Below are 25,005 nucleotides of genomic sequence, written 5' to 3' on the forward strand. Positions count from 1 at the left end.
GAATCAGCCTTGTTTTTTGGTTACGGATTCGACGATGTGCGACGGAGCCGTATCGTATTTTTTGAATTCCATAGAGTAGCTTGCGCGACCCTGGGACATGGAACGAACGTCGGTCGCATAACCGAACATCTCACCCAGTGGAACCTCGGCACGGATAACCTTGCCGGACACTGTGTCTTCCATACCCTGGATCATGCCGCGACGACGGTTAAGGTCGCCCATCACATCACCCATATAGTCTTCAGGCGTAACAACCTCTACCGCCATGATCGGCTCGAGCAACTCACCACCGCCCTTCTGGGCCAGTTGCTTGGTCGCCATGGAGGCAGCCACTTTAAACGCCATCTCGTTGGAGTCGACGTCGTGGTAAGAACCATCGAACACGGTAGCCTTCAGGCCGATCAGCGGATAGCCGGCAACAACGCCGTTCTTCATCTGCTCTTCGATACCCTTCTGGATAGCCGGGATGTATTCCTTAGGAACCACACCACCTACAACTTCGTTCACGAATTGCAGACCTTCCTGACCTTCGTCAGCAGGAGCAAAACGGATCCAGCAGTGACCGAACTGGCCGCGACCACCGGATTGACGAACGAACTTGCCTTCGATTTCACAATTCTTCGTGATGCGCTCACGATACGAAACCTGAGGCTTGCCGATGTTGGCTTCGACGTTGAACTCACGGCGCATCCGGTCAACCAGGATGTCCAGGTGCAGCTCGCCCATGCCGGAGATGATCGTCTGACCAGTCTCTTCATCAGTTTTAACGCGGAAAGACGGGTCTTCCTGAGCAAGTTTGCCCAGAGCGATACCCATTTTTTCCTGGTCATCCTTGGTCTTAGGCTCTACGGCAACCGAAATAACCGGCTCCGGGAAGTCCATACGAACCAGGATGATTGGCTTGTCAGCGTTGCAGAGGGTTTCACCAGTGGTGACGTCCTTCATGCCGATCAGGGCCGCGATGTCGCCAGCGCGCACTTCCTTGATCTCTTCACGGGCGTTTGCGTGCATTTGCACCATACGACCCACGCGCTCTTTCTTGCCTTTGACCGAGTTGATCACGCCGTCGCCGGAGTTCAACACGCCCGAGTAAACGCGGACGAAGGTCAGAGTACCCACGAATGGGTCGGTAGCGATCTTGAACGCCAGAGCCGCGAAAGGCTCGTTGTCGTCTGCATGACGCTCCATCTCTTCTTCCTCGTTATCAGGGTTGGAACCCTTGATAGCAGGAATGTCGGTCGGAGCTGGCAGGTAGTCGATAACGGCGTCGAGAACCAGGGGAACGCCCTTGTTCTTGAACGAAGAACCGCAAACGGCCAGAACGATTTCGCCGGCGATAGTACGCTGACGCAAAGCAGCCTTGATCTCTTCGATCGACAGCTCTTCGCCTTCCAGGTACTTGTTCATCAGCTCTTCGTTGGCTTCGGCAGCAGCTTCAACCATGTTGTTGCGCCACTCTTCGGCCAGCTCTTGCAGCTCAGCAGGAATGTCCTTGCGAACAGGGACCATACCTTTGTCAGAGTCGTTCCAGTACACAGCTTGCATGTTGATCAGATCGATCTGACCCTGGAAGTTGTCTTCGGAACCGATAGCCAACTGGATCGGCACCGGAGTGTGACCCAGACGCTGCTTGATCTGACCGATCACGCGCAGGAAGTTGGCGCCGGCACGGTCCATCTTGTTTACGTAAACAAGACGTGGAACGCCGTACTTGTTGGCTTGACGCCATACGGTTTCCGACTGCGGCTCAACACCCGAAGTACCACAGAACACAACAACAGCGCCGTCGAGTACGCGCAGGGAACGTTCAACTTCAATGGTGAAGTCCACGTGGCCTGGGGTATCGATTACGTTGAAGCGGTGCTCGTCCTTGTACTGCTTCTCGGAACCTTTCCAGAAGGCGGTAATGGCAGCAGAAGTAATGGTAATACCACGCTCCTGCTCCTGAACCATCCAGTCTGTGGTCGCGGCGCCATCATGCACCTCGCCCATTTTGTGACTTTTGCCGGTGTAAAACAGTACGCGCTCGGTGGTGGTGGTTTTACCAGCATCCACGTGAGCGACGATACCGATGTTACGGTAGCGGCTAATCGGAGTAGTACGAGCCATAAAGCCCTCGCAAAATTAGTGAAGCTAAAATTAGAAGCGGTAGTGCGAGAAAGCTTTGTTGGCTTCGGCCATACGGTGCACGTCTTCACGCTTCTTAACAGCAGCACCTTTACCTTCAGCAGCATCCAGCAGTTCGCCAGCCAAACGCAGAGCCATAGACTTCTCGCCGCGCTTACGGGCGAAGTCTACCAACCAGCGCATTGCCAGAGCGTTACGACGGGAAGGACGAACCTCGACCGGAACCTGGTAAGTAGCACCACCAACGCGGCGCGACTTCACTTCGACCAGCGGAGCGATGGCGTCGAGTGCTTTTTCGAAGAGTTCCAGGGGATCGGTGCCAGCCTTACGGGCCGCAACGGTTTCCAGGGCACCATAAACGATACGCTCGGCAACGGCTTTCTTGCCGCTTTCCATAACGTGGTTCATGAATTTGGCGAGGATCTGGCTTCCGTATTTCGGATCGTCCAGAATCTCACGCTTTGCTGCTACGCGACGTCTTGGCATGATAAGCCCTCAAGCGGTCTTCAGGTTAGCTCGGGACAGATCCAGAGGATGCGTGCCCGACCTTACTCTTATCGACTCAATAAAATAAAAATCTGCAAAACGACCGATTACTTCGGACGCTTGGTACCGTACTTCGAACGACCCTGGTTACGGCCTTTAACGCCGGAAGTATCCAAGGAGCCGCGAACGGTGTGGTAACGAACACCTGGCAAGTCTTTTACACGACCGCCGCGGATCAATACCACGCTGTGCTCTTGCAGGTTGTGACCTTCACCGCCGATGTACGAGGAAACCTCGAAACCGTTGGTCAGGCGCACACGGCATACTTTACGCAGTGCCGAGTTAGGTTTTTTCGGCGTGGTGGTGTACACACGGGTGCACACGCCACGACGTTGCGGGCAGTTCTGCAGCGCAGGTACGTCGGATTTCTCGACGATACGCTTACGCGGCTGACGTACCAGCTGGTTGATAGTTGCCATCTACTAGCTCCACTGTTGTCTTGCGACGCTATTGTCTTGCAAGAAAAGCAAAATGGCAGGAACGAATTCCCGCCAAATTTAGGGGATCAAGAGTCTAAAGAGGATCTTGTCCCCAGTCAAGGCAAGGCCCCGACCTCCCCGCCCCTCGAACCTCGACAAAATGTCTCGATTCGATGAACGGAGCGATCAGGGCCTTACGCTCATTTATCGCAGAACTCAGCTACCGCTCGAGTTCAGCGCTTCGGTCAGTGCAGCTTCCACTTCACTGGCGCTTACGCGCAACGGTTTGTCAGCATCACGGCGACGCTTGCGCTCGCTGTGATAAGCCAGACCGGTACCAGCCGGGATCAGACGACCCACGACCACGTTTTCTTTCAGGCCGCGCAGATAATCGCGCTTGCCGGTGACTGCCGCTTCGGTCAGTACACGGGTGGTTTCCTGGAAGGAAGCCGCCGAGATGAACGATTCGGTGGACAACGACGCCTTGGTGATACCCAGCAGAACGCGAGTGAACTTGGAGACAAACTTGTCTTCCGCGCCCAGACGCTCGTTCTCTACCAGTACGTGAGTCAGTTCCATCTGGTCGCCCTTGATGAAGCTGGAATCGCCGGACTCGGAGATCTCAACTTTACGCAGCATCTGACGCAGAATGGTCTCGATGTGCTTGTCGTTGATCTTCACGCCTTGCAGACGATAAACGTCCTGGATCTCGTTGACGATGTACTTGGCCAGCGCGCTTACACCCAGCAGACGCAGGATGTCATGCGGATCGCTTGGACCGTCGGAGATAACTTCGCCGCGGTTTACCTGTTCGCCTTCGAAGACGTTCAGGTGACGCCACTTCGGAATCAGCTCTTCGTACGGATCGCTACCGTCGTTCGGGGTGATAACCAGACGGCGCTTGCCTTTGGTCTCTTTACCGAACGCGATGGTGCCGCTGACTTCAGCCAGAATCGACGCCTCTTTCGGGCGACGGGCTTCGAACAAGTCGGCAACACGCGGCAGACCACCGGTGATGTCACGGGTTTTCGAAGTTTCTTGCGGGATACGAGCGATAACATCACCGATCGCAATCTTCGCACCGTCGGCCACACCGACCAGGGCGTTGGCTGGCAGGAAGTACTGAGCGATAACGTCAGTGCCTGGCAGCAACAGATCCTTGCCGTTGTCGTCGACCATCTTCACTGCTGGACGAATTTCTTTGCCCGCAGCCGGACGATCTTTCGCGTCGAGTACTTCAATGTTGGTCATACCGGTCAATTCGTCAGTCTGACGCTTGATCGTGATGCCTTCTTCCATGCCCACGTAGGTCACGGTACCTTTCATTTCGGTAACGATCGGGTGAGTGTGCGGATCCCACTTGGCCACGATTGCGCCAGCGTCGACCTTGTCACCTTCTTTCACCGAAATCACAGCACCGTACGGCAGCTTGTAACGCTCGCGCTCACGGCCGAAATCGTCAGCGATTGCCAGCTCACCGGAACGGGACACAGCAACCAGGTGACCGTCCACTCGCTCCACGTGCTTCAAATTGTGCAGACGAACGGTACCGCCATTTTTCACCTGAACGCTGTCCGCAGCGGAAGTACGGCTTGCCGCACCACCGATGTGGAACGTACGCATCGTCAGCTGGGTACCCGGCTCACCGATGGACTGGGCAGCGATAACGCCGACCGCTTCACCGATGTTCACCTGGTGACCACGAGCCAGATCACGGCCGTAGCACTTGGCGCAGATGCCGTAGCGGGTTTCACAGCTGATCGGCGAACGCACGATCACTTCGTCAATGCTGTTCAGCTCGATGAACTCGACCCACTTCTCGTCAACCAGAGTGCCGGCAGGAACGATAACGTCCTCGGTACCCGGCTTGAATACGTCACGGGCGATAACACGACCCAATACGCGCTCACCCAACGGCTCTACAACGTCACCGCCTTCAATGTGCGGAGTCATCAGCAGACCGTGTTCGGTACCGCAATCGATCTCGGTTACAACCAGATCCTGCGCCACGTCTACCAGACGACGAGTCAGGTAACCGGAGTTCGCAGTTTTCAACGCGGTATCCGCCAGACCTTTACGAGCACCGTGAGTCGAGATGAAGTACTGAAGTACGCTCAAACCTTCACGGAAGTTCGCAGTAATCGGCGTTTCAATGATGGAACCATCCGGCTTGGCCATCAGACCACGCATACCGGCCAGCTGACGAATCTGTGCTGCGGAACCCCGCGCACCCGAGTCGGCCATCATGTACATCGAGTTGAAAGACTCTTGATCGACTTCGTCGCCGTGACGGTCGATGACCTTCTCTTTCGAGAGGTTAGCCATCATCGCCTTGGAAACTTCATCGTTCGCTTTCGACCAAAGGTCGATCACTTTGTTGTACTTCTCGCCCTGGGTTACCAGGCCGGAGGCGTACTGGCTCTCGATCTCTTTCACTTCGTCGGTGGCTGCACCGATGATGCGGGCTTTTTCATCCGGGATAACGAAGTCGTTAACACCGATGGAAACGCCGGAGATGGTCGAGTAAGCGAAACCGGTGTACATCAACTGGTCAGCGAAGATCACGGTCTCTTTCAGACCAACCACGCGGTAGCACTGGTTGATCAGCTTGGAGATCGCCTTTTTCTTCATCGGCAGGTTGACGACGTCGTACGACAGACCTTTTGGCACAACCTGGAACAGCAGCGCACGGCCGACAGTAGTGTCGACGATACGGGTGCCGCTTACGCTGTTGCCGTCACGGTCGTTGACGGTTTCGTTGATACGAACCTTGACCTTGGCGTGCAGTGCGGCTTCGCCAGCACGGAACACACGGTCAACTTCCTGCAGATCCGCAAATACACGACCTTCGCCTTTGGCGTTGATCGCTTCACGAGTCATGTAGTACAGACCCAATACAACGTCCTGCGACGGAACGATGATTGGCTCACCGTTGGCTGGCGACAGAATGTTGTTGGTCGACATCATCAACGCACGCGCTTCGAGCTGGGCTTCCAGCGTCAGCGGTACGTGCACGGCCATTTGGTCGCCGTCGAAGTCGGCGTTGTACGCGGCGCAGACCAGAGGGTGCAGCTGGATAGCCTTACCTTCGATCAGTACCGGTTCAAACGCCTGGATACCCAGACGGTGAAGGGTCGGTGCACGGTTGAGCAGGACCGGGTGTTCGCGAATCACTTCAGCGAGAACGTCCCAAACCTCTGGCAGCTCGCGCTCGACCATTTTCTTGGCCGCTTTGATGGTAGTCGCGAGACCACGCATTTCGAGCTTGCCGAAAATGAACGGTTTGAACAGCTCGAGAGCCATCTTCTTCGGCAGACCGCACTGGTGCAGACGCAGGGTCGGGCCTACGGTAATTACCGAACGACCGGAGTAGTCAACACGCTTACCGAGCAAGTTCTGACGGAAACGACCCTGCTTACCCTTGATCATGTCAGCCAGGGATTTCAGAGGACGCTTGTTCGAACCAGTGATAGCGCGACCACGACGACCGTTGTCGAGCAACGCATCGACAGCTTCCTGCAACATACGCTTTTCGTTGCGCACGATGATGTCCGGAGCGGACAGATCCAGCAGGCGCTTCAAACGGTTGTTACGGTTGATCACTCGACGATACAGATCGTTGAGGTCGGACGTCGCGAAACGACCGCCGTCCAGCGGAACAAGTGGACGCAGATCTGGCGGCAGAACCGGCAGAACGGTCAGTACCATCCACTCTGGCAGGTTGCCGGAACCCTGGAAGGCTTCCATCAACTTCAGACGCTTGGACAGCTTCTTGATCTTGGTTTCCGAGTTGGTTTGCGGAATCTCTTCGCGCAGACGGCCAATCTCGTGCTCCAGGTCGATAGCGTGCAGCAGTTCGCGGACAGCTTCAGCACCCATGCGGGCGTCGAAGTCATCACCGAACTCTTCCAGCGCTTCGAAGTACTGCTCGTCGTTCAGCAGCTGACCTTTTTCAAGGGTGGTCATGCCTGGATCGATAACGACATAGCTCTCGAAGTAGAGAACACGTTCGATATCACGCAGGGTCATGTCCATCAGCAAGCCGATACGGGACGGCAGCGATTTCAGGAACCAGATGTGGGCAACTGGCGAAGCCAGTTCGATGTGCGCCATGCGCTCACGACGAACCTTGGCCAGCGCGACTTCAACGCCGCACTTCTCGCAGATCACACCACGGTGCTTCAAGCGCTTGTACTTACCGCACAGGCACTCGTAATCCTTTACCGGGCCAAAGATCTTGGCGCAGAACAGACCGTCACGCTCAGGTTTGAACGTACGGTAGTTGATGGTTTCCGGCTTTTTAACTTCACCGAACGACCACGAGCGGATCATCTCCGGCGAGGCCAATCCGATACGGATGGCGTCGAACTCTTCGACTTGACCCTGGTTTTTCAGCAAATTCAGTAGGTCTTTCAAGGCCTTTCCTCCTGGCGGAGCAAAGAGCGGGCAATCCTGCCCCGCTCTCGATTCGCGTCACGTGTTATTCGGTTTCCAGATCGATATCGATGCCGAGGGAACGAATTTCCTTGATCAACACGTTGAAGGACTCGGGCATGCCCGGCTCCATACGGTGATCGCCATCCACGATGTTTTTGTACATCTTGGTACGGCCGTTCACATCGTCCGACTTCACTGTGAGCATTTCTTGCAGAGTGTAAGCAGCACCGTATGCTTCCAGTGCCCAGACCTCCATCTCCCCGAAACGCTGACCACCGAACTGCGCCTTACCACCCAGCGGCTGCTGGGTAACCAGGCTGTAAGAACCGGTAGAACGCGCGTGCATCTTGTCGTCTACCAAGTGGTTCAGCTTCAGCATGTACATGTAGCCAACGGTAACTGGACGCTCGAACTTGTTGCCGGTACGGCCGTCGGTCAGCTGCATCTGGCCACTTTCCGGCAGGTCTGCCAGTTTCAGCATGGCCTTGATTTCGCTTTCCTTGGCGCCGTCGAACACTGGAGTGGCCATTGGAACGCCGCCACGCAGGTTATTCGCCAGATCCAGGATTTCCTGATCGGAGAAGCTATCCAGATCTTCGTTGCGACCACCGATCTGGTTGTAGATCTCGTCCAGGAAAGTACGCAGTTCAGCGACTTTACGCTGCTCTTCGACCATCCGGTTGATCTTCTCGCCCAGACCTTTAGCCGCGAGGCCCAGGTGAGTTTCGAGGATCTGACCAACGTTCATACGCGAAGGTACGCCCAGCGGGTTGAGGACCACGTCGACCGGGGTGCCATTGGCGTCGTGCGGCATGTCTTCAACCGGCATGATCACCGAGACCACACCTTTGTTACCGTGACGACCGGCCATCTTGTCGCCCGGCTGGATGCGGCGACGGATTGCCAGGTAAACCTTGACGATTTTCAGCACGCCTGGAGCCAGGTCATCGCCCTGCTGCAGTTTGCGCTTCTTGTCTTCGAACTTGTCGTCCAGCAGACGGCGACGATCAACGATGTAGGCCTGAGCCTTCTCGAGCTGCTCGTTCAGAGCGTCTTCAGCCATGCGCAGTTTGAACCACTGGCCGTGCTCGAGACCGTCGAGTACTTCGTCGGTGATGTCCTGACCTTTCTTCAGACCGGCGCCGCCTTCGGCCTTGTGGCCTACCAGAGCGGAACGCAGACGTTCGAAAGTAGCGCCTTCAACGATACGGAACTCTTCGTTCAGATCCTTGCGGATCTCGTCCAGCTGGGACTTCTCGATCGAGAGAGCACGAGCGTCACGCTCAACGCCGTCACGAGTGAAGACCTGCACGTCAATGACAGTACCTTTGGTGCCGGTTGGCACGCGCAGGGAAGTGTCTTTAACGTCGCTGGCTTTCTCACCGAAGATTGCACGCAGCAGTTTTTCTTCCGGAGTCAGTTGGGTCTCGCCTTTCGGAGTGACCTTGCCGACCAGGATGTCGCCTGCGCCTACTTCAGCACCTACGTAAACGATACCGGCTTCGTCCAGCTTGTTCAGTGCGGCTTCACCCACGTTCGGGATGTCCGCAGTGATTTCCTCTGGGCCAAGCTTGGTGTCACGGGCCACACAGGTCAGTTCCTGAATGTGGATCGTGGTGAAGCGGTCTTCCTGAACTACACGCTCGGACAGGCAGATGGAGTCTTCGAAGTTGAAGCCGTTCCATGCCATGAACGCGATGCGCATGTTCTGACCCAGTGCCAGTTCACCCATGTCGGTGGACGGGCCGTCGGCCATGATGTCGCTACGCTGAACGCGATCGCCTTTACGCACCAGCGGACGCTGGTTGATGCAGGTGTTCTGGTTCGAACGGGTGTACTTGGTCAGGTTATAGATGTCGACACCGGCTTCACCGGTTTCAACTTCATCATCAGCAACGCGAACCACGATACGGCTGGCGTCGACGGAGTCGATCACGCCGCCACGACGAGCCACGACGCAAACGCCGGAGTCACGGGCTACGTTACGCTCCATGCCGGTACCTACCAGCGGCTTGTCAGCGCGCAGGGTTGGTACAGCTTGACGCTGCATGTTCGAACCCATCAACGCACGGTTGGCGTCGTCGTGCTCGAGGAACGGAATCAGCGACGCCGCAACCGAAACTACCTGCTTCGGCGAAACGTCCATCAGGGTGACTTCTTCAGGCGCCTTGACGGTGAACTCGTTCAGGTGACGTACGGCTACCAGCTCGTCGATCAGGACTTTCTGTTCGTTCATGGTCGCCGAAGCCTGCGCGATCACATGATCGGCTTCTTCAATAGCGGACAGGAAAACGATCTCATCGGTGACCACACCCTCTTTCACCACGCGGTACGGGCTTTCCAGGAAGCCGTACTGGTTGGTGCGAGCGTAAGCAGCCAGGGAGTTGATCAGACCGATGTTCGGACCTTCCGGCGTTTCGATCGGGCATACACGACCGTAGTGAGTCGGGTGTACGTCACGGACTTCAAAGCCTGCGCGCTCACGAGTCAGACCGCCAGGGCCGAGTGCAGAAACACGACGCTTGTGAGTGATCTCGGACAGCGGGTTGTTCTGGTCCATGAACTGCGAGAGCTGGCTGGAACCGAAGAACTCTTTCACCGCCGCAGCCACTGGCTTGGCGTTGATCAGGTCTTGCGGCATCAGGCCTTCGCTTTCTGCCATCGACAGACGCTCTTTGACCGCACGCTCAACACGCACCAGGCCAACGCGGAACTGGTTCTCGGCCATTTCGCCTACGCAGCGAACACGACGGTTACCCAGGTGGTCGATGTCATCGACGATGCCTTTACCGTTACGGATGTCGACCAGAGTCTTCAGTACCGCGACGATATCTTCCTTGCACAGCACGCCCGAACCTTCGATCTCGGTACGACCGATACGACGGTTGAACTTCATCCGGCCGACCGCAGACAGGTCATAACGCTCAGGGCTGAAGAACAGGTTGTTGAACAGGGTTTCGGCAGCGTCTTTGGTTGGCGGCTCGCCTGGACGCATCATGCGATAGATCTCGACCAGCGCTTCCAATTGGTTGCTGGTGGAGTCGATCTTCAGCGTGTCGGAGATAAACGGACCGCAGTCGATGTCGTTGGTGTACAGAGTTTCGATGCGAACAACGCCCGACTTGGCAATTTTGGCCAGGACTTCAGTGTTCAGCTCGGTGTTGCACTCTGCCAGGATCTCGCCAGTAGCCGGGTGCACGATGACCTTGGCGGTAGTGCGGCCGAGGACGTAATCCAGTGGCACGTCCAGAGTCTTGATACCGGCTTTTTCGATCTGGTTGATGTGGCGCGCGGTAATACGGCGGCCCGCTTCAACGATGACCTTGCCCTTCTCGTCCTGAATATCCAGAACCGCAATTTCACCACGCAGACGCGAAGCAATCAGTTCCAGGCTGAGGGTTTCGCCGCTCAGGTGGAAAACGTTGGTGGTGTAGAAAGCGTCCAGCACTTCTTCAGTGGTGTAGCCGAGCGCGCGCAGCAGTACCGATGCCGGCAGCTTGCGACGACGGTCGATACGTACAAATACGCAGTCTTTCGGGTCGAACTCGAAATCCAACCACGAACCGCGGTAAGGAATGATCCGCGCGGAGTACAACAGTTTGCCGGAGCTATGCGTCTTGCCGCGGTCGTGATCGAAGAACACGCCCGGGGAACGGTGCAGCTGGGAAACGATTACACGCTCGGTACCGTTGATTACAAAGGTACCGTTCTCAGTCATCAGGGGAATTTCACCCATGTAGACTTCTTGCTCTTTGATGTCCTTGATCGCTTTGTTCGACGATTCTTTGTCGAAAATGATCAGGCGCACTTTTACCCGCAAAGGTACGGCGAAAGTTACACCGCGCAATACGCATTCTTTGACATCAAATGCCGGTTCGCCCAGGCGATAACCGACGTACTCCAGCGCAGCATTGCCGGAGTAGCTGATGATCGGGAAAACGGATTTGAAGGCCGCATGCAGGCCCACGTCGCGGAACTGATCTTTAGTCGCTCCCGCTTGCAAGAATTCACGATACGAATCCAGCTGGATGGCCAGGAGGTACGGCACATCCATGACGTCCGGCAACTTGCTAAAGTCCTTGCGGATACGTTTTTTCTCAGTATATGAGTAAGCCATCAGCGTTCCCCAGCTTGGTCACCTGCTTGTTTGGCCCCTCCCGACGGGAGCAGCCAGAAAATCGTGCAAACCCCATGGTTTGCGCCACCGCATCGGGTGGTTACAGCGCCATTACCGGCACCGACCCAGTCGGCTGCCAATAACGGAAAAAGGCCGGTGGCAAGAGCCACCAGCCATCAGCCTGTCGCTTGACGCTCGGGCTGGAGGAGCAAAGTCGATGCTTACTTCAGCTCGACTTTAGCGCCTGCTTCTTCCAGCTTCTTCTTGGCGTCTTCAGCCGCTTCTTTCGAAACGCCTTCAGCTACAACCTGAGGAGCGCCGTCTACTTTCTCTTTGGCTTCTTTCAGGCCCAGACCAGTCAGTTCACGAACTGCCTTGATCACGTTAACCTTCTTCTCGCCAGCTTCCAGCAGAACAACGTTGAACTCGGTTTGCTCTTCAACAACAGCGGCAGCAGCAGCTGGACCAGCCGAAGCAGCAGCAGCGGTAACGCCGAAGGTTTCTTCCATCGCTTTGATCAGCTCAACGATTTCCACTACGGATTTCTGGCCGATTGCTTCGATGATTTGTTCGTTAGTCAGAGACATGACTCAATTCCTGAATTGGGGGACGGCCTACGCGACCATCGAAATAAACAAAAAACGCGAGAAGTTGACGAGCCTTAGGCTGCAGCAGCTTCTTTCTGGTCGCGAATTGCCGCCAGAGTACGAGCCAATTTGCTGGTAGCGCCTTGAATCACGCTCATCAGCTGAGAAATTGCTTCGTCACGGGTCGGCAGAGTTGCCAGTACGTCGATCTGATTAGCTGCGAGGAACTTGCCCTCGAACGCAGCTGCCTTGATCTCGAACTTGTCCTGACCCTTGGCGAACTCTTTGAAGATACGGGCAGCAGCGCCCGGATGTTCGTTGGAGAAAGCGATCAGGGTCGGGCCGGTGAACACGTCGTTGAGGACACTGTATTCAGTGTCAGCAACAGCGCGCTTGAGCAAGGTGTTACGCACAACACGTACGTAAACGCCAGCTTCACGAGCCTCTTTACGGAGTCCGGTCATTGCGCCTACTGTTACGCCACGGGCATCAACCACGACAGCGGACAGAGCGACTTTGGCAGCCTCGTTGACTTCAGCGACGATGGCCTTCTTGTCTTCGAGATTAATTGCCACGGGTTTAACTCCTGCTTGTTACCGTTTCACTCGGTCGAAACCGAATGTCGTTTTGGTGTCTGATTCGGTAAGGAACCGGGAGCACCATCTGCGTAGGCTTGAGGTTTAAGGCTTGCGCCGCCTACGGTCTTGGATAGCCCCCGCCAGGCAGGGACCCCAATTTTTCAATTGGCGCGGATAACCGCGCCAACTTTTGTCTTACGCGTCCAGCGAGCTCTGGTCGATGACCAGACCTGGGCCCATAGTGGTGCTCAGGGTAACGCGCTTGACGTAAATGCCTTTCGAGGAAGCTGGCTTGATACGCTTCAGATCAGCGATCAGGGCTTCAACGTTTTCCTTCAGCTTGACGGCGTCGAAGCCCATCTTGCCAACGGAAGTGTGGATGATGCCGTTTTTGTCGGTGCGATAACGAACCTGACCAGCCTTGGCGTTTTTAACCGCGTTAGCCACGTCCGGAGTCACGGTGCCGACTTTAGGGTTAGGCATCAGGCCACGTGGACCGAGGATCTGACCCAACTGACCCACAACGCGCATCGCATCCGGGGATGCAATTACTACGTCATAGTTCAGGTCGCCGCCTTTCATTTCGGCAGCCAGATCGTCCATACCTACACGGTCAGCGCCGGCAGCCAGAGCGGCCTCAGCAGCTGGACCCTGAGTGAACACAGCAACGCGAACGGTCTTGCCAGTGCCGTGTGGCAGCACGGTAGCGCTACGAACAACCTGGTCGGACTTACGCGGGTCTACACCCAGGTTTACAGCAACGTCGAACGACTCGCTGAACTTGACAGTCGACAGCTCAGCCAGCAGAGCAGCGGCATCTGCAATGTTGTAGGCCTTGCCTGCTTCGATTTTGCCGGCGATAGCCTTTTGACGCTTGGTCAGCTTAGCCATTACACACCCTCCACGTTAAGGCCCATGCTACGAGCAGAACCGGCGATAGTACGCACGGCTGCATCCATATCAGCTGCAGTCAGATCCGCGTTTTTGGTTTTCGCGATTTCTTCCAGCTGAGCACGAGTAACAGTGCCAACCTTAACGGTGTTCGGACGAGCGGAACCGCTGGTCAGACCGGCCGCCTTCTTCAGCAGAACCGAAGCAGGGGTGGATTTGGTTTCAAAAGTGAAGCTACGGTCGCTGTAGACAGTGATGATCACTGGAGTCGGCAGACCTGCTTCAAGACCCTGGGTACGGGCGTTGAAAGCCTTGCAGAATTCCATGATGTTCACGCCGTGCTGACCCAGAGCAGGACCAACAGGTGGGCTTGGGTTAGCCTGAGCGGCCTTCACTTGCAGCTTGATGTAAGCGGTAATCTTCTTGGCCATGAGGCACTCCAATTACGGGTTCGAACGCCTCGAAAGGCTCCCCGGTTACTTGCGCGTATATCCCAGTGACGACAAAACCCCACAGCCTTTGGCTGCGGGGTTGGGATGCTTGCTCAGCTAGACCTTTTCGACCTGACTGAACTCTAACTCTACCGGAGTAGAGCGACCGAAAATTGTCACCGCCACCTGGACGCGACTCTTCTCGTAATTAACTTCTTCGACGGTGCCATTGAAATCAGCGAATGGACCATCAGTGACACGAACCATTTCGCCCGGCTCAAACAGAGTCTTGGGCTTCGGCTTGTCGCTACCATCAGCAACACGACGCAGAATGGCTTCCGCCTCTTTGTCCGTGATAGGCGCAGGCTTATCGGCAGTACCGCCAATGAACCCCATCACCCGAGGAGTATCCTTGACCAAGTGCCAAGTCCCCTCATTCATATCCATCTGTACCAGCACGTAACCTGGGAAGAACTTGCGTTCACTTTTGCGCTTCTGGCCATTACGCATTTCAACCACTTCTTCAGTGGGAACCAGAATTTCGCCGAAGCCATCTTCCATGCCAGCCAGCTTTACGCGCTCAATCAGCGAGCGCATGACATGCTTCTCGTAACCCGAGTAAGCATGCACAACGTACCAACGCTTAGCCACGGGACACCCTTAGCCGACAATCAAGGAAACAAGCCAACCGAGCAGGGAATCAAGCCCCCACAGCAGCAACGCCATAACCAGCACAACAGCCACCACAATCAGTGTGGTCTGCGTGGTTTCTTGGCGAGTTGGCCACACGACTTTACGAATCTCGGTGCGAGCTTCCTTAACCAGTACAAAGAAAGACTTGCCCTTCGCAGTCTGCAGGCCTACAAAGGCAGCTACAGCAGCAATGACAAGCAAAGCGAGTACACGGTACAGGATCGGCGAAGCAGAGTAATACTGATTGCCAACAACGCCAACAACCACTAAAGCGACAACTACAAGCCACTTGAGCAGATCGAAGCGAGAGCCTTGAGCTTCAGCTTTAGGAGTCATCTATGAAGATCCTGTGAAAAGAAAGCCAGACACACTGAGTGAATCTGGCAGGTCAGGAGGGAATCGAACCCCCAACCTACGGTTTTGGAGACCGTCGCTCTGCCAATTGAGCTACTGACCTAAAACAAAATCAGGCCGACCATTATGCCGGCCCGAAAAATACATTACAACTATTTACTCGATGATTTTGGCTACGACGCCAGCGCCGACGGTACGACCGCCTTCACGGATAGCGAAACGCAGACCGTCTTCCATCGCGATGGTTTTGATCAGGGTAACAGTCATCTGAATGTTGTCACCTGGCATTACCATTTCAACGCCTTCTGGCAGCTCGCAGTTACCAGTCACGTCAGTAGTACGGAAGTAGAACTGTGGACGGTAGCCTTTGAAGAACGGAGTGTGACGACCGCCTTCTTCCTTGCTCAGAACGTAAACTTCTGCAGTGAACTTGGTGTGCGGCTTAACCGAACCCGGCTTAACCAGTACCTGACCACGCTCAACGTCGTCACGCTTGGTACCACGCAGCAGAACGCCGCAGTTCTCGCCAGCACGACCTTCGTCGAGCAGTTTGCGGAACATTTCAACACCAGTGCAGGTGCTGACGGTGGTGTCGCGCAGACCAACGATTTCCAGCGGATCCTGAACGCGAACGATACCGCGCTCGATACGACCAGTCACAACAGTACCGCGACCCGAGATCGAGAATACGTCTTCGATTGGCATCAGGAATGGCTTGTCGATCATACGAACTGGTTCTGGGATGTAGGCATCCAGAGTTTCAACCAGCTTCTTGACGGCAGTGGTGCCCATCTCGTTGTCGTCTTTGCCTTCCAGCGCCATACGAGCCGAACCGATGATGATTGGAGTGTCATCGCCCGGGAAGTCGTAGGTGGACAGCAGGTCGCGAACTTCCATCTCAACCAGTTCCAGCAGCTCTGCGTCGTCTACCAGGTCAGCCTTGTTCAGGAAGACCACGATGTACGGAACGCCAACCTGACGGGACAGCAGGATGTGCTCACGGGTTTGCGGCATCGGACCATCAGCGGCCGAGCAAACCAGAATAGCGCCGTCCATTTGAGCAGCACCGGTGATCATGTTCTTCACATAGTCAGCGTGACCTGGGCAGTCAACGTGAGCGTAGTGACGGATCTTCGAGTTGTACTCAACGTGTGCGGTGTTGATGGTGATACCGCGAGCTTTCTCTTCTGGAGCGCTGTCGATCTTGTCGAAGTCAACGATTGCGGAACCGAAAACTTCGGAGCAAACGCGAGTCAGAGCAGCAGTCAGAGTGGTTTTACCGTGGTCAACGTGACCAATGGTCCCAACGTTGACGTGGGGCAGGGAACGATCAAATTTTTCCTTAGCCATCGATATCACCCTCAACAGAAGAATTAGACAAACAATATCAACCATTAAAACAAAGGCAGATATTTTCATATCTGCCTTGTTATATGGAGCTCTTGAGCGGATTTGAACCGCTGACCTCACCCTTACCAAGGGTGTGCTCTACCAACTGAGCTACAAGAGCGAAACACTTTGCACGACCTGCAAACATGGAGCGGGTAGCGGGAATCGAACCCGCATCATCAGCTTGGAAGGCTGAGGTTCTACCACTAAACTATACCCGCGGAGCCTGCAGCTCACGCTTAAATCTGGTGGAGGGAGAAGGATTCGAACCTTCGAAGTCGTAGACGTCAGATTTACAGTCTGATCCCTTTGGCCGCTCGGGAACCCCTCCTAATCAGGCCGGCATTCTATACTATGCCAAACCCCTGTCAAGCATTTTCTCATTTAAAAACCTGAGGTTAGCTGCATTGACATCACTTCACTTTGATTCCCTATTTAGGTCTTCGCTGTGGAGCGGGCGCCATTCTATGCAAACTATTCAGCCGGTGCAACCCCTTCGCACAGCATTATTTTATGTTTTAACTCATTGAATTCGTTAGAAAGGTTTTGCAGCTGCGCATCGCCCAGCAAACGCTGGCCCGAAGGCGCGACAGACAACCAATAGCCAGCACCCGAAGCATCTTTGGAGGAAGATTGGACCTCGACCCCCATACCGGTGAGACGCTGCCGAAGCGCTGTAATTGACTCCTGGCTGGCGAACCCACCGAGAAATAAACACTCTTTACGGCCAGCGCCCCGCGGCTCGCGAACACCTTCATTTGCTTCGCTCAGCAGGCGAATATCCTGCTGAGAGCCTCGATATAAACTGAGGGGCGTTACATCCTTGGCCCGCAAGGGCGCCTCCTGCTGATGCCAGACATAATAAAAAACGTTGAGAACAAGGAGCAGAAGGAACAACCAACGCATACAAACCTCAGGGAAAGGGACACGCCATAGCCAACCCTACAAATACCAGATCCGGGACCACCTTCGCCTCAGGCGCGATGTCCGCGACCAAGCCGGCGTCACCGCCAGTTACGAAAACGGTGAAATCAGCGCCCCAATACGATTTCGCCATCTCCAGCTGGGTCATCACGAAACCTCGCAACATCAACAAACACCCACGCTCTACCGCCTCGACGGTGGTACGTCCAGGCGCGCTATCTGCAAGTGCACGCTCAGCCGCGATGTCGCCGTAACGGATTTTGCGCGTATGAGTCCGCAACTGATTTCGCATCAATGGCATTCCAGGGCATATGAAGCCTCCCAGATGCTCGCCGTTAGCAGCAATATAATCTGCAGTTACCGCCGTACCAAAGTCGAGCACCAGACAAGCGCTGCTCGATGCCAAATGAAACCCGCCGAGCATCGCCAGCCATCTATCGAGCCCTAAGCGCTCGTAATCTTCGTAACCGTTTCTTACACCGGCCATTTCACGAGCAGATTTCGCGCACACCACCGAAACACCGAACTCACGCTCGATGACATCAATCAACTCGCCAGTTTCTTCCGCAGTCCTGACACTCACCACACGACACTTGCGCAGCGCGATCCCTTCAATTCCTTTCAAACTTTCAAGCAACGCCAGATCAGAGTCGACCACTCCCTCAGCACACAAAGCCTTGGCAGCAGCATCCAATACTCGCCACTTGATAAAACTGTTGCCACAGTCGAGCTCAAGAATCATCACGCAACCTCAAACTGAGCTCACCGCCACTGAAGATTTTTTCCATTCCATCCACCATCAGACGCAGCGCACCCTGACAATCAATTCCAAGGACCACACCATCTATATGATTGGAACCCGCAATGAGCGATACGGATCGACCTTGCCACAAATGGTTCGCTTCCCATTCCACCTGAAGGCTTGAAAACCCTTCCATCTGATGGCGCTGAATGTAACTGCTTAATTGCTTGCTCAGCTCCATGACCAAGGCGTTGCGATCAATGCTGACGCTCGACTCGAGCCGAATCGATGTCCATTGCTGGTCGACTTCATCCGCCTTCTGCATATTCACATTGACGCCTATCCCTAACACTACATGGCAAACGTCAGCCGGATCACCTACGAGCTCAAGCAGAATGCCGGCGATTTTTTTGTCACCTACTAAAACATCGTTTGGCCACTTTAATCCGGCAGCCGACACACCGAAATTTCGAAGTGCCTGAAGAACAGCCAACCCCACGACCAGGCTCAAGCCTTCAAGCTGACGCATTCCGCCATCAATACGCAGGACGAGACTGTAATAGAGATTTTCCGCAAAGGGGCTCACCCACTTCCGCCCTCTACGACCACGGCCAGAGATCTGCCGCTCAGCAAGCACCAAAAATGGCGCGGATTCACCTCGGGCAACAGCGCGCAACGCCTCTGCGTTCGTCGAGTCGACCGATTGAAGAACTGCCACCGGCCAACCTGGCGTAGCTGAAGATATTGCTTGAGAGTCGAGTAGCAGCAATGGCGCAGCTAGTTGATAGCCTCGCCCCCGAACTTTATGAATGGACAGGCCAAGCTCAGCCTCGAGGTGCTGAAGCTGTTTCCACACTGCACTTCGACTTATTCCCAGGGCAGCCCCCAGATCCTGACCAGAATGGAAACGACCATCCTTAAGGAGATTCACCAACGTCAACATGCAGGTCTCGCCTCACAATGAGGCCCGCATGATAGCCATGACCCGGGCCGTTGCATAGAAATCAAGCAGACGCTTTTTCGCGGGCAAAACAAAACCCCAACTGCTTTCGCAATTGGGGTTTCGGAATTTAATCTTGACGATGACCTACTCTCACATGGGGAAACCCCACACTACCATCGGCGATGCATCGTTTCACTGCTGAGTTCGGGATGGGATCAGGTGGTTCCAACGCTCTATGGTCGTCAAGAAATTCGGGTACCGAACCGTGGCCAGCTGGCCTCGCTTCAGCAAATCGGGTATGTGACAGCTAGGTGTTTGTGCGTTTCGAACTTTCGGTTCGTTTCGTCTTCACACACCGCAATCTGGTTGCTCTGGTTTACAGAGCCGACGCAAATTGCTTGGGTGTTATATGGTCAAGCCTCACGGGCAATTAGTATTGGTTAGCTCAACGCCTCACAGCGCTTACACACCCAACCTATCAACGTCGTAGTCTTCGACGGCCCTTCAGGGAACTCAAGGTTCCAGTGAGATCTCATCTTGAGGCAAGTTTCCCGCTTAGATGCTTTCAGCGGTTATCTTTCCCGAACATAGCTACCCGGCAATGCCACTGGCGTGACAACCGGAACACCAGAGGTTCGTCCACTCCGGTCCTCTCGTACTAGGAGCAGCCCCTCTCAAATCTCAAACGTCCACGGCAGATAGGGACCGAACTGTCTCACGACGTTCTAAACCCAGCTCGCGTACCACTTTAAATGGCGAACAGCCATACCCTTGGGACCGGCTTCAGCCCCAGGATGTGATGAGCCGACATCGAGGTGCCAAACACCGCCGTCGATATGAACTCTTGGGCGGTATCAGCCTGTTATCCCCGGAGTACCTTTTATCCGTTGAGCGATGGCCCTTCCATACAGAACCACCGGATCACTAAGACCTACTTTCGTACCTGCTCGACGTGTCTGTCTCGCAGTCAAGCGCGCTTTTGCCTTTATACTCTACGACCGATTTCCGACCGGTCTGAGCGCACCTTCGTACTCCTCCGTTACTCTTTAGGAGGAGACCGCCCCAGTCAAACTACCCACCATACACTGTCCTCGATCCGGATAACGGACCTGAGTTAGAACCTCAAAGTTGCCAGGGTGGTATTTCAAGGATGGCTCCACGCGAACTGGCGTCCACGCTTCAAAGCCTCCCACCTATCCTACACAAGCAAATTCAAAGTCCAGTGCAAAGCTATAGTAAAGGTTCACGGGGTCTTTCCGTCTAGCCGCGGATACACTGCATCTTCACAGCGATTTCAATTTCACTGAGTCTCGGGTGGAGACAGCGCCGCCATCGTTACGCCATTCGTGCAGGTCGGAACTTACCCGACAAGGAATTTCGCTACCTTAGGACCGTTATAGTTACGGCCGCCGTTTACCGGGGCTTCGATCAAGAGCTTCGCGTTAGCTAACCCCATCAATTAACCTTCCGGCACCGGGCAGGCGTCACACCCTATACGTCCACTTTCGTGTTTGCAGAGTGCTGTGTTTTTAATAAACAGTCGCAGCGGCCTGGTATCTTCGACCGGCATGAGCTTACGGAGCAAGTCCTTCACCCTCACCGGCGCACCTTCTCCCGAAGTTACGGTGCCATTTTGCCTAGTTCCTTCACCCGAGTTCTCTCAAGCGCCTTGGTATTCTCTACCCAACCACCTGTGTCGGTTTGGGGTACGGTTCCTGGTTACCTGAAGCTTAGAAGCTTTTCTTGGAAGCATGGCATCAACCACTTCGTCACCCAAAGGGTAACTCGTCATCAGCTCTCGGCCTTAAGATCCCGGATTTACCTAAGATCTCAGCCTACCACCTTAAACTTGGACAACCAACGCCAAGCTGGCCTAGCCTTCTCCGTCCCTCCATCGCAATAACCAGAAGTACAGGAATATTAACCTGTTTTCCATCGACTACGCTTTTCAGCCTCGCCTTAGGGACCGACTAACCCTGCGTCGATTAACGTTGCGCAGGAAACCTTGGTCTTTCGGCGTGGGTGTTTTTCACACCCATTGTCGTTACTCATGTCAGCATTCGCACTTCTGATACCTCCAGCAAGCTTCTCAACTCACCTTCACAGGCTTACAGAACGCTCCTCTACCGCATCACCCGAAGGTGATACCCGTAGCTTCGGTGTATGGTTTGAGCCCCGTTACATCTTCCGCGCAGGCCGACTCGACTAGTGAGCTATTACGCTTTCTTTAAAGGGTGGCTGCTTCTAAGCCAACCTCCTAGCTGTCTAAGCCTTCCCACATCGTTTCCCACTTAACCATAACTTTGGGACCTTAGCTGACGGTCTGGGTTGTTTCCCTTTTCACGACGGACGTTAGCACCCGCCGTGTGTCTCCCATGCTCGGCACTTGTAGGTATTCGGAGTTTGCATCGGTTTGGTAAGTCGGGATGACCCCCTAGCCGAAACAGTGCTCTACCCCCTACAGTGATACATGAGGCGCTACCTAAATAGCTTTCGAGGAGAACCAGCTATCTCCGAGCTTGATTAGCCTTTCACTCCGATCCACAGGTCATCCGCTAACTTTTCAACGGTAGTCGGTTCGGTCCTCCAGTTAGTGTTACCCAACCTTCAACCTGCCCATGGATAGATCGCCCGGTTTCGGGTCTATTCCCAGCGACTAGACGCCCTATTAAGACTCGCTTTCGCTACGCCTCCCCTATTCGGTTAAGCTCGCCACTGAAAATAAGTCGCTGACCCATTATACAAAAGGTACGCAGTCACAGAACAAAGTCTGCTCCCACTGCTTGTACGCATACGGTTTCAGGATCTATTTCACTCCCCTCTCCGGGGTTCTTTTCGCCTTTCCCTCACGGTACTAGTTCACTATCGGTCAGTCAGTAGTATTTAGCCTTGGAGGATGGTCCCCCCATATTCAGACAAAGTTTCTCGTGCTCCGTCCTACTCGATTTCATGACCAAGAGATTTTCGCGTACAGGGCTATCACCCACTATGGCCGCACTTTCCAGAGCGTTCCGCTAATCTCAAAGCCACTTAAGGGCTAGTCCCCGTTCGCTCGCCACTACTAAGGGAATCTCGGTTGATTTCTTTTCCTCAGGGTACTTAGATGTTTCAGTTCCCCTGGTTCGCCTCTTGCACCTATGTATTCAGTACAAGATAACCATCTTATGATGGCTGGGTTCCCCCATTCAGACATCTCCGGATCAAAGTCTGTTTGCCGACTCCCCGAAGCTTTTCGCAGGCTACCACGTCTTTCATCGCCTCTGACTGCCAAGGCATCCACCGTATGCGCTTCTTCACTTGACCATATAACCCCAAGCAATCTGGTTATACTGTGAAGACGACATTCGCCGAAAATTCGAATTTCTCAACTAAGAGAACTCACAAATTTTACCTTAGCCTGATCCGTTACCAGTGAAAGTAACGTCCAGTCTATCTTTCTATCACATACCCAAATTTTTAAAGAACAATCTAGTCAAAGACTAGAAATCAACATTCACCATCACACTGATGGAATGCTCATTTCTAAGCTTTATACAAGAGAAGCAGTAGTGGTGGAGCCAAGCGGGATCGAACCGCTGACCTCCTGCGTGCAAGGCAGGCGCTCTCCCAGCTGAGCTATGGCCCCGTATTTCTACAGGCGTTTCCCACACAAAATTGGTGGGTCTGGGCAGATTCGAACTGCCGACCTCACCCTTATCAGGGGTGCGCTCTAACCAACTGAGCTACAGACCCAATTTCGGGCTGCTTCTATCGTCTTCTTCAATGAATCAAGCAATTCGTGTGGGAGCTCATGGAGCAGCTGATGTCGTCGATTAAGGAGGTGATCCAGCCGCAGGTTCCCCTACGGCTACCTTGTTACGACTTCACCCCAGTCATGAATCACACCGTGGTAACCGTCCTCCCGAAGGTTAGACTAGCTACTTCTGGTGCAACCCACTCCCATGGTGTGACGGGCGGTGTGTACAAGGCCCGGGAACGTATTCACCGTGACATTCTGATTCACGATTACTAGCGATTCCGACTTCACGCAGTCGAGTTGCAGACTGCGATCCGGACTACGATCGGTTTTATGGGATTAGCTCCACCTCGCGGCTTGGCAACCCTTTGTACCGACCATTGTAGCACGTGTGTAGCCCAGGCCGTAAGGGCCATGATGACTTGACGTCATCCCCACCTTCCTCCGGTTTGTCACCGGCAGTCTCCTTAGAGTGCCCACCATAACGTGCTGGTAACTAAGGACAAGGGTTGCGCTCGTTACGGGACTTAACCCAACATCTCACGACACGAGCTGACGACAGCCATGCAGCACCTGTCTCAATGTTCCCGAAGGCACCCATCCATCTCTGGAAAGTTCATTGGATGTCAAGGCCTGGTAAGGTTCTTCGCGTTGCTTCGAATTAAACCACATGCTCCACCGCTTGTGCGGGCCCCCGTCAATTCATTTGAGTTTTAACCTTGCGGCCGTACTCCCCAGGCGGTCAACTTAATGCGTTAGCTGCGCCACTAAGAGCTCAAGGCTCCCAACGGCTAGTTGACATCGTTTACGGCGTGGACTACCAGGGTATCTAATCCTGTTTGCTCCCCACGCTTTCGCACCTCAGTGTCAGTATCAGTCCAGGTGGTCGCCTTCGCCACTGGTGTTCCTTCCTATATCTACGCATTTCACCGCTACACAGGAAATTCCACCACCCTCTACCATACTCTAGCTCGCCAGTTTTGGATGCAGTTCCCAGGTTGAGCCCGGGGATTTCACATTCAACTTAACGAACCACCTACGCGCGCTTTACGCCCAGTAATTCCGATTAACGCTTGCACCCTCTGTATTACCGCGGCTGCTGGCACAGAGTTAGCCGGTGCTTATTCTGTCGGTAACGTCAAAACAGCAAAGTATTAATTTACTGCCCTTCCTCCCAACTTAAAGTGCTTTACAATCCGAAGACCTTCTTCACACACGCGGCATGGCTGGATCAGGCTTTCGCCCATTGTCCAATATTCCCCACTGCTGCCTCCCGTAGGAGTCTGGACCGTGTCTCAGTTCCAGTGTGACTGATCATCCTCTCAGACCAGTTACGGATCGTCGCCTTGGTGAGCCATTACCTCACCAACTAGCTAATCCGACCTAGGCTCATCTGATAGCGCAAGGCCCGAAGGTCCCCTGCTTTCTCCCGTAGGACGTATGCGGTATTAGCGTTCCTTTCGAAACGTTGTCCCCCACTACCAGGCAGATTCCTAGGCATTACTCACCCGTCCGCCGCTGAATCCAGGAGCAAGCTCCTTTCATCCGCTCGACTTGCATGTGTTAGGCCTGCCGCCAGCGTTCAATCTGAGCCATGATCAAACTCTTCAGTTCAAACATCTTTGGGTTTTTAAGAAACCCTAAACTTGGCTCAGCAATCGTTGGTTACATCTTTGATTTCTCGCGGAGTAACTTGTGATGCTGATAATCTTGTTGACTATCAGTCTGACTCCACAAGCACCCACACGAATTGCTTGATTCAGTTGTTAAAGAGCGGTTGGTTAAGATCTTTCGTCTCAACCGAGGCGCGCATTCTACAGCAGCGTCATTTGCTGTCAAGTGATTATTTTCAGAAGTTTTCGAAGAATTCTTCAACAACTTCAACCACTTGCGCTTCCGATCTCTCGTCAGCGGGAGGCGAATTCTACAGCGTTACACGCTGCTGTCAACACCTCTTTTTCAACTTCCTTCTGGCTTCGATGAACTGAAGCAACTTGCTGCCGAAAACTTCATAACTCATTGAATCTCAAGGAGTTTTCCGTTTCGACTGCGCCGGAAGTGGGGCGAATTATAGACATCTGGAATTCGCCG

15 protein-coding genes, 6 tRNA genes and 3 rRNA genes are annotated in these 25,005 nt (G+C 54.3%); all 24 read right to left on the bottom strand.

Going from position 1 to position 25,005, the window contains the following annotated elements; all coding sequences use genetic code 11:
* Positions 1–3: 3 nt before the first annotated feature.
* Positions 4–2,109: an elongation factor G gene (gene fusA / locus EL257_RS24260; RefSeq protein WP_126366855.1), complete on the bottom strand. Its 2,106-nt coding sequence runs from the start codon at positions 2,107–2,109 to the stop codon at positions 4–6.
* A 30-nt stretch (positions 2,110–2,139) separates the two neighbouring features.
* Complete coding sequence (gene rpsG, locus EL257_RS24265; RefSeq protein WP_016772941.1) at positions 2,140–2,613, bottom strand: 30S ribosomal protein S7; 474 nt, start codon at positions 2,611–2,613, stop codon at positions 2,140–2,142.
* Positions 2,614–2,720: 107 nt separating this feature from the next.
* Complete coding sequence (gene rpsL / locus EL257_RS24270; protein ID WP_003186084.1) at positions 2,721–3,092, bottom strand: 30S ribosomal protein S12; 372 nt, start codon at positions 3,090–3,092, stop codon at positions 2,721–2,723.
* Positions 3,093–3,308: 216 nt separating this feature from the next.
* Positions 3,309–7,508, bottom strand: coding sequence for a DNA-directed RNA polymerase subunit beta' (gene rpoC, locus EL257_RS24275; RefSeq protein ID WP_126366857.1), 4,200 nt, complete (start codon positions 7,506–7,508; stop codon positions 3,309–3,311).
* A gap of 64 nt (positions 7,509–7,572) precedes the next feature.
* Positions 7,573–11,646, bottom strand: coding sequence for a DNA-directed RNA polymerase subunit beta (rpoB, locus tag EL257_RS24280; protein ID WP_126366859.1), 4,074 nt, complete (start codon positions 11,644–11,646; stop codon positions 7,573–7,575).
* Positions 11,647–11,867: 221 nt separating this feature from the next.
* On the bottom strand, positions 11,868–12,233 hold the full coding sequence (rplL, locus tag EL257_RS24285; protein ID WP_003228750.1) for a 50S ribosomal protein L7/L12: 366 nt from the start codon (positions 12,231–12,233) through the stop codon (positions 11,868–11,870).
* 74 nt (positions 12,234–12,307) lie between these two features.
* Positions 12,308–12,808, bottom strand: a complete 501-nt coding sequence (gene rplJ, locus EL257_RS24290) for a 50S ribosomal protein L10 (RefSeq protein WP_003228752.1) — start codon at positions 12,806–12,808, stop codon at positions 12,308–12,310.
* Positions 12,809–13,006: 198 nt separating this feature from the next.
* Positions 13,007–13,702 carry a 50S ribosomal protein L1 gene (rplA, locus tag EL257_RS24295; RefSeq protein ID WP_126366861.1) on the bottom strand — a complete coding sequence of 232 codons (696 nt, stop codon included), beginning with the start codon at positions 13,700–13,702 and terminating at the stop codon, positions 13,007–13,009.
* Complete coding sequence (gene rplK / locus EL257_RS24300; RefSeq protein WP_003228756.1) at positions 13,702–14,133, bottom strand: 50S ribosomal protein L11; 432 nt, start codon at positions 14,131–14,133, stop codon at positions 13,702–13,704. Before rplK ends, rplA begins: the two co-directional genes overlap by 1 nt.
* Positions 14,134–14,250: 117 nt before the next feature.
* On the bottom strand, positions 14,251–14,784 hold the full coding sequence (gene nusG, locus EL257_RS24305) for a transcription termination/antitermination protein NusG (RefSeq protein ID WP_126366863.1): 534 nt from the start codon (positions 14,782–14,784) through the stop codon (positions 14,251–14,253).
* Positions 14,785–14,793: 9 nt separating this feature from the next.
* Positions 14,794–15,162: a preprotein translocase subunit SecE gene (gene secE, locus EL257_RS24310; protein ID WP_007916493.1), complete on the bottom strand. Its 369-nt coding sequence runs from the start codon at positions 15,160–15,162 to the stop codon at positions 14,794–14,796.
* A 45-nt stretch (positions 15,163–15,207) separates the two neighbouring features.
* Positions 15,208–15,283 (bottom strand) — tRNA-Trp (locus EL257_RS24315).
* 53 nt (positions 15,284–15,336) lie between these two features.
* Positions 15,337–16,530, bottom strand: coding sequence for an elongation factor Tu (tuf, locus tag EL257_RS24320; protein ID WP_126366853.1), 1,194 nt, complete (start codon positions 16,528–16,530; stop codon positions 15,337–15,339).
* Between the two features lie 84 nt (positions 16,531–16,614).
* A tRNA-Thr gene (locus EL257_RS24325) sits at positions 16,615–16,690 on the bottom strand.
* Between the two features lie 26 nt (positions 16,691–16,716).
* A tRNA-Gly gene (locus EL257_RS24330) sits at positions 16,717–16,790 on the bottom strand.
* Between the two features lie 25 nt (positions 16,791–16,815).
* A tRNA-Tyr gene (locus EL257_RS24335) sits at positions 16,816–16,900 on the bottom strand.
* Positions 16,901–17,043: 143 nt separating this feature from the next.
* Positions 17,044–17,475, bottom strand: a complete 432-nt coding sequence (locus EL257_RS24340; protein ID WP_126366865.1) for a hypothetical protein — start codon at positions 17,473–17,475, stop codon at positions 17,044–17,046.
* 7 nt (positions 17,476–17,482) lie between these two features.
* Complete coding sequence (locus tag EL257_RS24345) at positions 17,483–18,235, bottom strand: pantothenate kinase (protein ID WP_126366867.1); 753 nt, start codon at positions 18,233–18,235, stop codon at positions 17,483–17,485.
* Positions 18,225–19,178 carry a bifunctional biotin--[acetyl-CoA-carboxylase] ligase/biotin operon repressor BirA gene (birA, locus tag EL257_RS24350; RefSeq protein ID WP_126366869.1) on the bottom strand — a complete coding sequence of 318 codons (954 nt, stop codon included), beginning with the start codon at positions 19,176–19,178 and terminating at the stop codon, positions 18,225–18,227. The genes EL257_RS24345 and birA overlap by 11 nt, the downstream gene beginning before the upstream one ends.
* Positions 19,179–19,309: 131 nt before the next feature.
* Positions 19,310–19,425: ribosomal RNA gene (gene rrf / locus EL257_RS24355) — 5S ribosomal RNA — on the bottom strand.
* A 162-nt stretch (positions 19,426–19,587) separates the two neighbouring features.
* Positions 19,588–22,481: ribosomal RNA gene (locus EL257_RS24360) — 23S ribosomal RNA — on the bottom strand.
* 246 nt (positions 22,482–22,727) lie between these two features.
* Positions 22,728–22,803 (bottom strand) — tRNA-Ala (locus tag EL257_RS24365).
* Positions 22,804–22,833: 30 nt separating this feature from the next.
* Positions 22,834–22,910: transfer RNA gene (locus EL257_RS24370), tRNA-Ile, on the bottom strand.
* A gap of 81 nt (positions 22,911–22,991) precedes the next feature.
* A 16S ribosomal RNA gene (locus tag EL257_RS24375) occupies positions 22,992–24,528 on the bottom strand.
* Together the 16S, 23S and 5S rRNA genes with 2 tRNA genes alongside form the textbook arrangement of a ribosomal RNA operon.
* Positions 24,529–25,005 lie beyond the last annotated feature (477 nt).

This window comes from Pseudomonas fluorescens (assembly GCF_900636825.1).
Lineage (GTDB): Bacteria > Pseudomonadota > Gammaproteobacteria > Pseudomonadales > Pseudomonadaceae > Aquipseudomonas > Aquipseudomonas fluorescens_BG.

Excerpts from the sequence above, each read along its gene's own strand:
- fusA (WP_126366855.1), bottom strand. The coding sequence starts at position 2,109 with ATGGCTCGTACTACTCCGATTAGCCGCTACCGTAACATCGGTATCGTC.
- rpsG (WP_016772941.1), bottom strand. The coding sequence starts at position 2,613 with ATGCCAAGACGTCGCGTAGCAGCAAAGCGTGAGATTCTGGACGATCCG.
- rpsL (WP_003186084.1), bottom strand. The coding sequence starts at position 3,092 with ATGGCAACTATCAACCAGCTGGTACGTCAGCCGCGTAAGCGTATCGTC.
- rpoB (WP_126366859.1), bottom strand. The coding sequence starts at position 11,646 with ATGGCTTACTCATATACTGAGAAAAAACGTATCCGCAAGGACTTTAGC.
- rplL (WP_003228750.1), bottom strand. The coding sequence starts at position 12,233 with ATGTCTCTGACTAACGAACAAATCATCGAAGCAATCGGCCAGAAATCC.
- rplA (WP_126366861.1), bottom strand. The coding sequence starts at position 13,702 with ATGGCTAAGCTGACCAAGCGTCAAAAGGCTATCGCCGGCAAAATCGAA.
- rplK (WP_003228756.1), bottom strand. The coding sequence starts at position 14,133 with ATGGCCAAGAAGATTACCGCTTACATCAAGCTGCAAGTGAAGGCCGCT.
- secE (WP_007916493.1), bottom strand. The coding sequence starts at position 15,162 with ATGACTCCTAAAGCTGAAGCTCAAGGCTCTCGCTTCGATCTGCTCAAG.
- tuf (WP_126366853.1), bottom strand. The coding sequence starts at position 16,530 with ATGGCTAAGGAAAAATTTGATCGTTCCCTGCCCCACGTCAACGTTGGG.
- EL257_RS24340 (WP_126366865.1), bottom strand. The coding sequence starts at position 17,475 with ATGCGTTGGTTGTTCCTTCTGCTCCTTGTTCTCAACGTTTTTTATTAT.
- EL257_RS24345 (WP_126366867.1), bottom strand. The coding sequence starts at position 18,235 with ATGATTCTTGAGCTCGACTGTGGCAACAGTTTTATCAAGTGGCGAGTA.
- birA (WP_126366869.1), bottom strand. The coding sequence starts at position 19,178 with ATGTTGACGTTGGTGAATCTCCTTAAGGATGGTCGTTTCCATTCTGGT.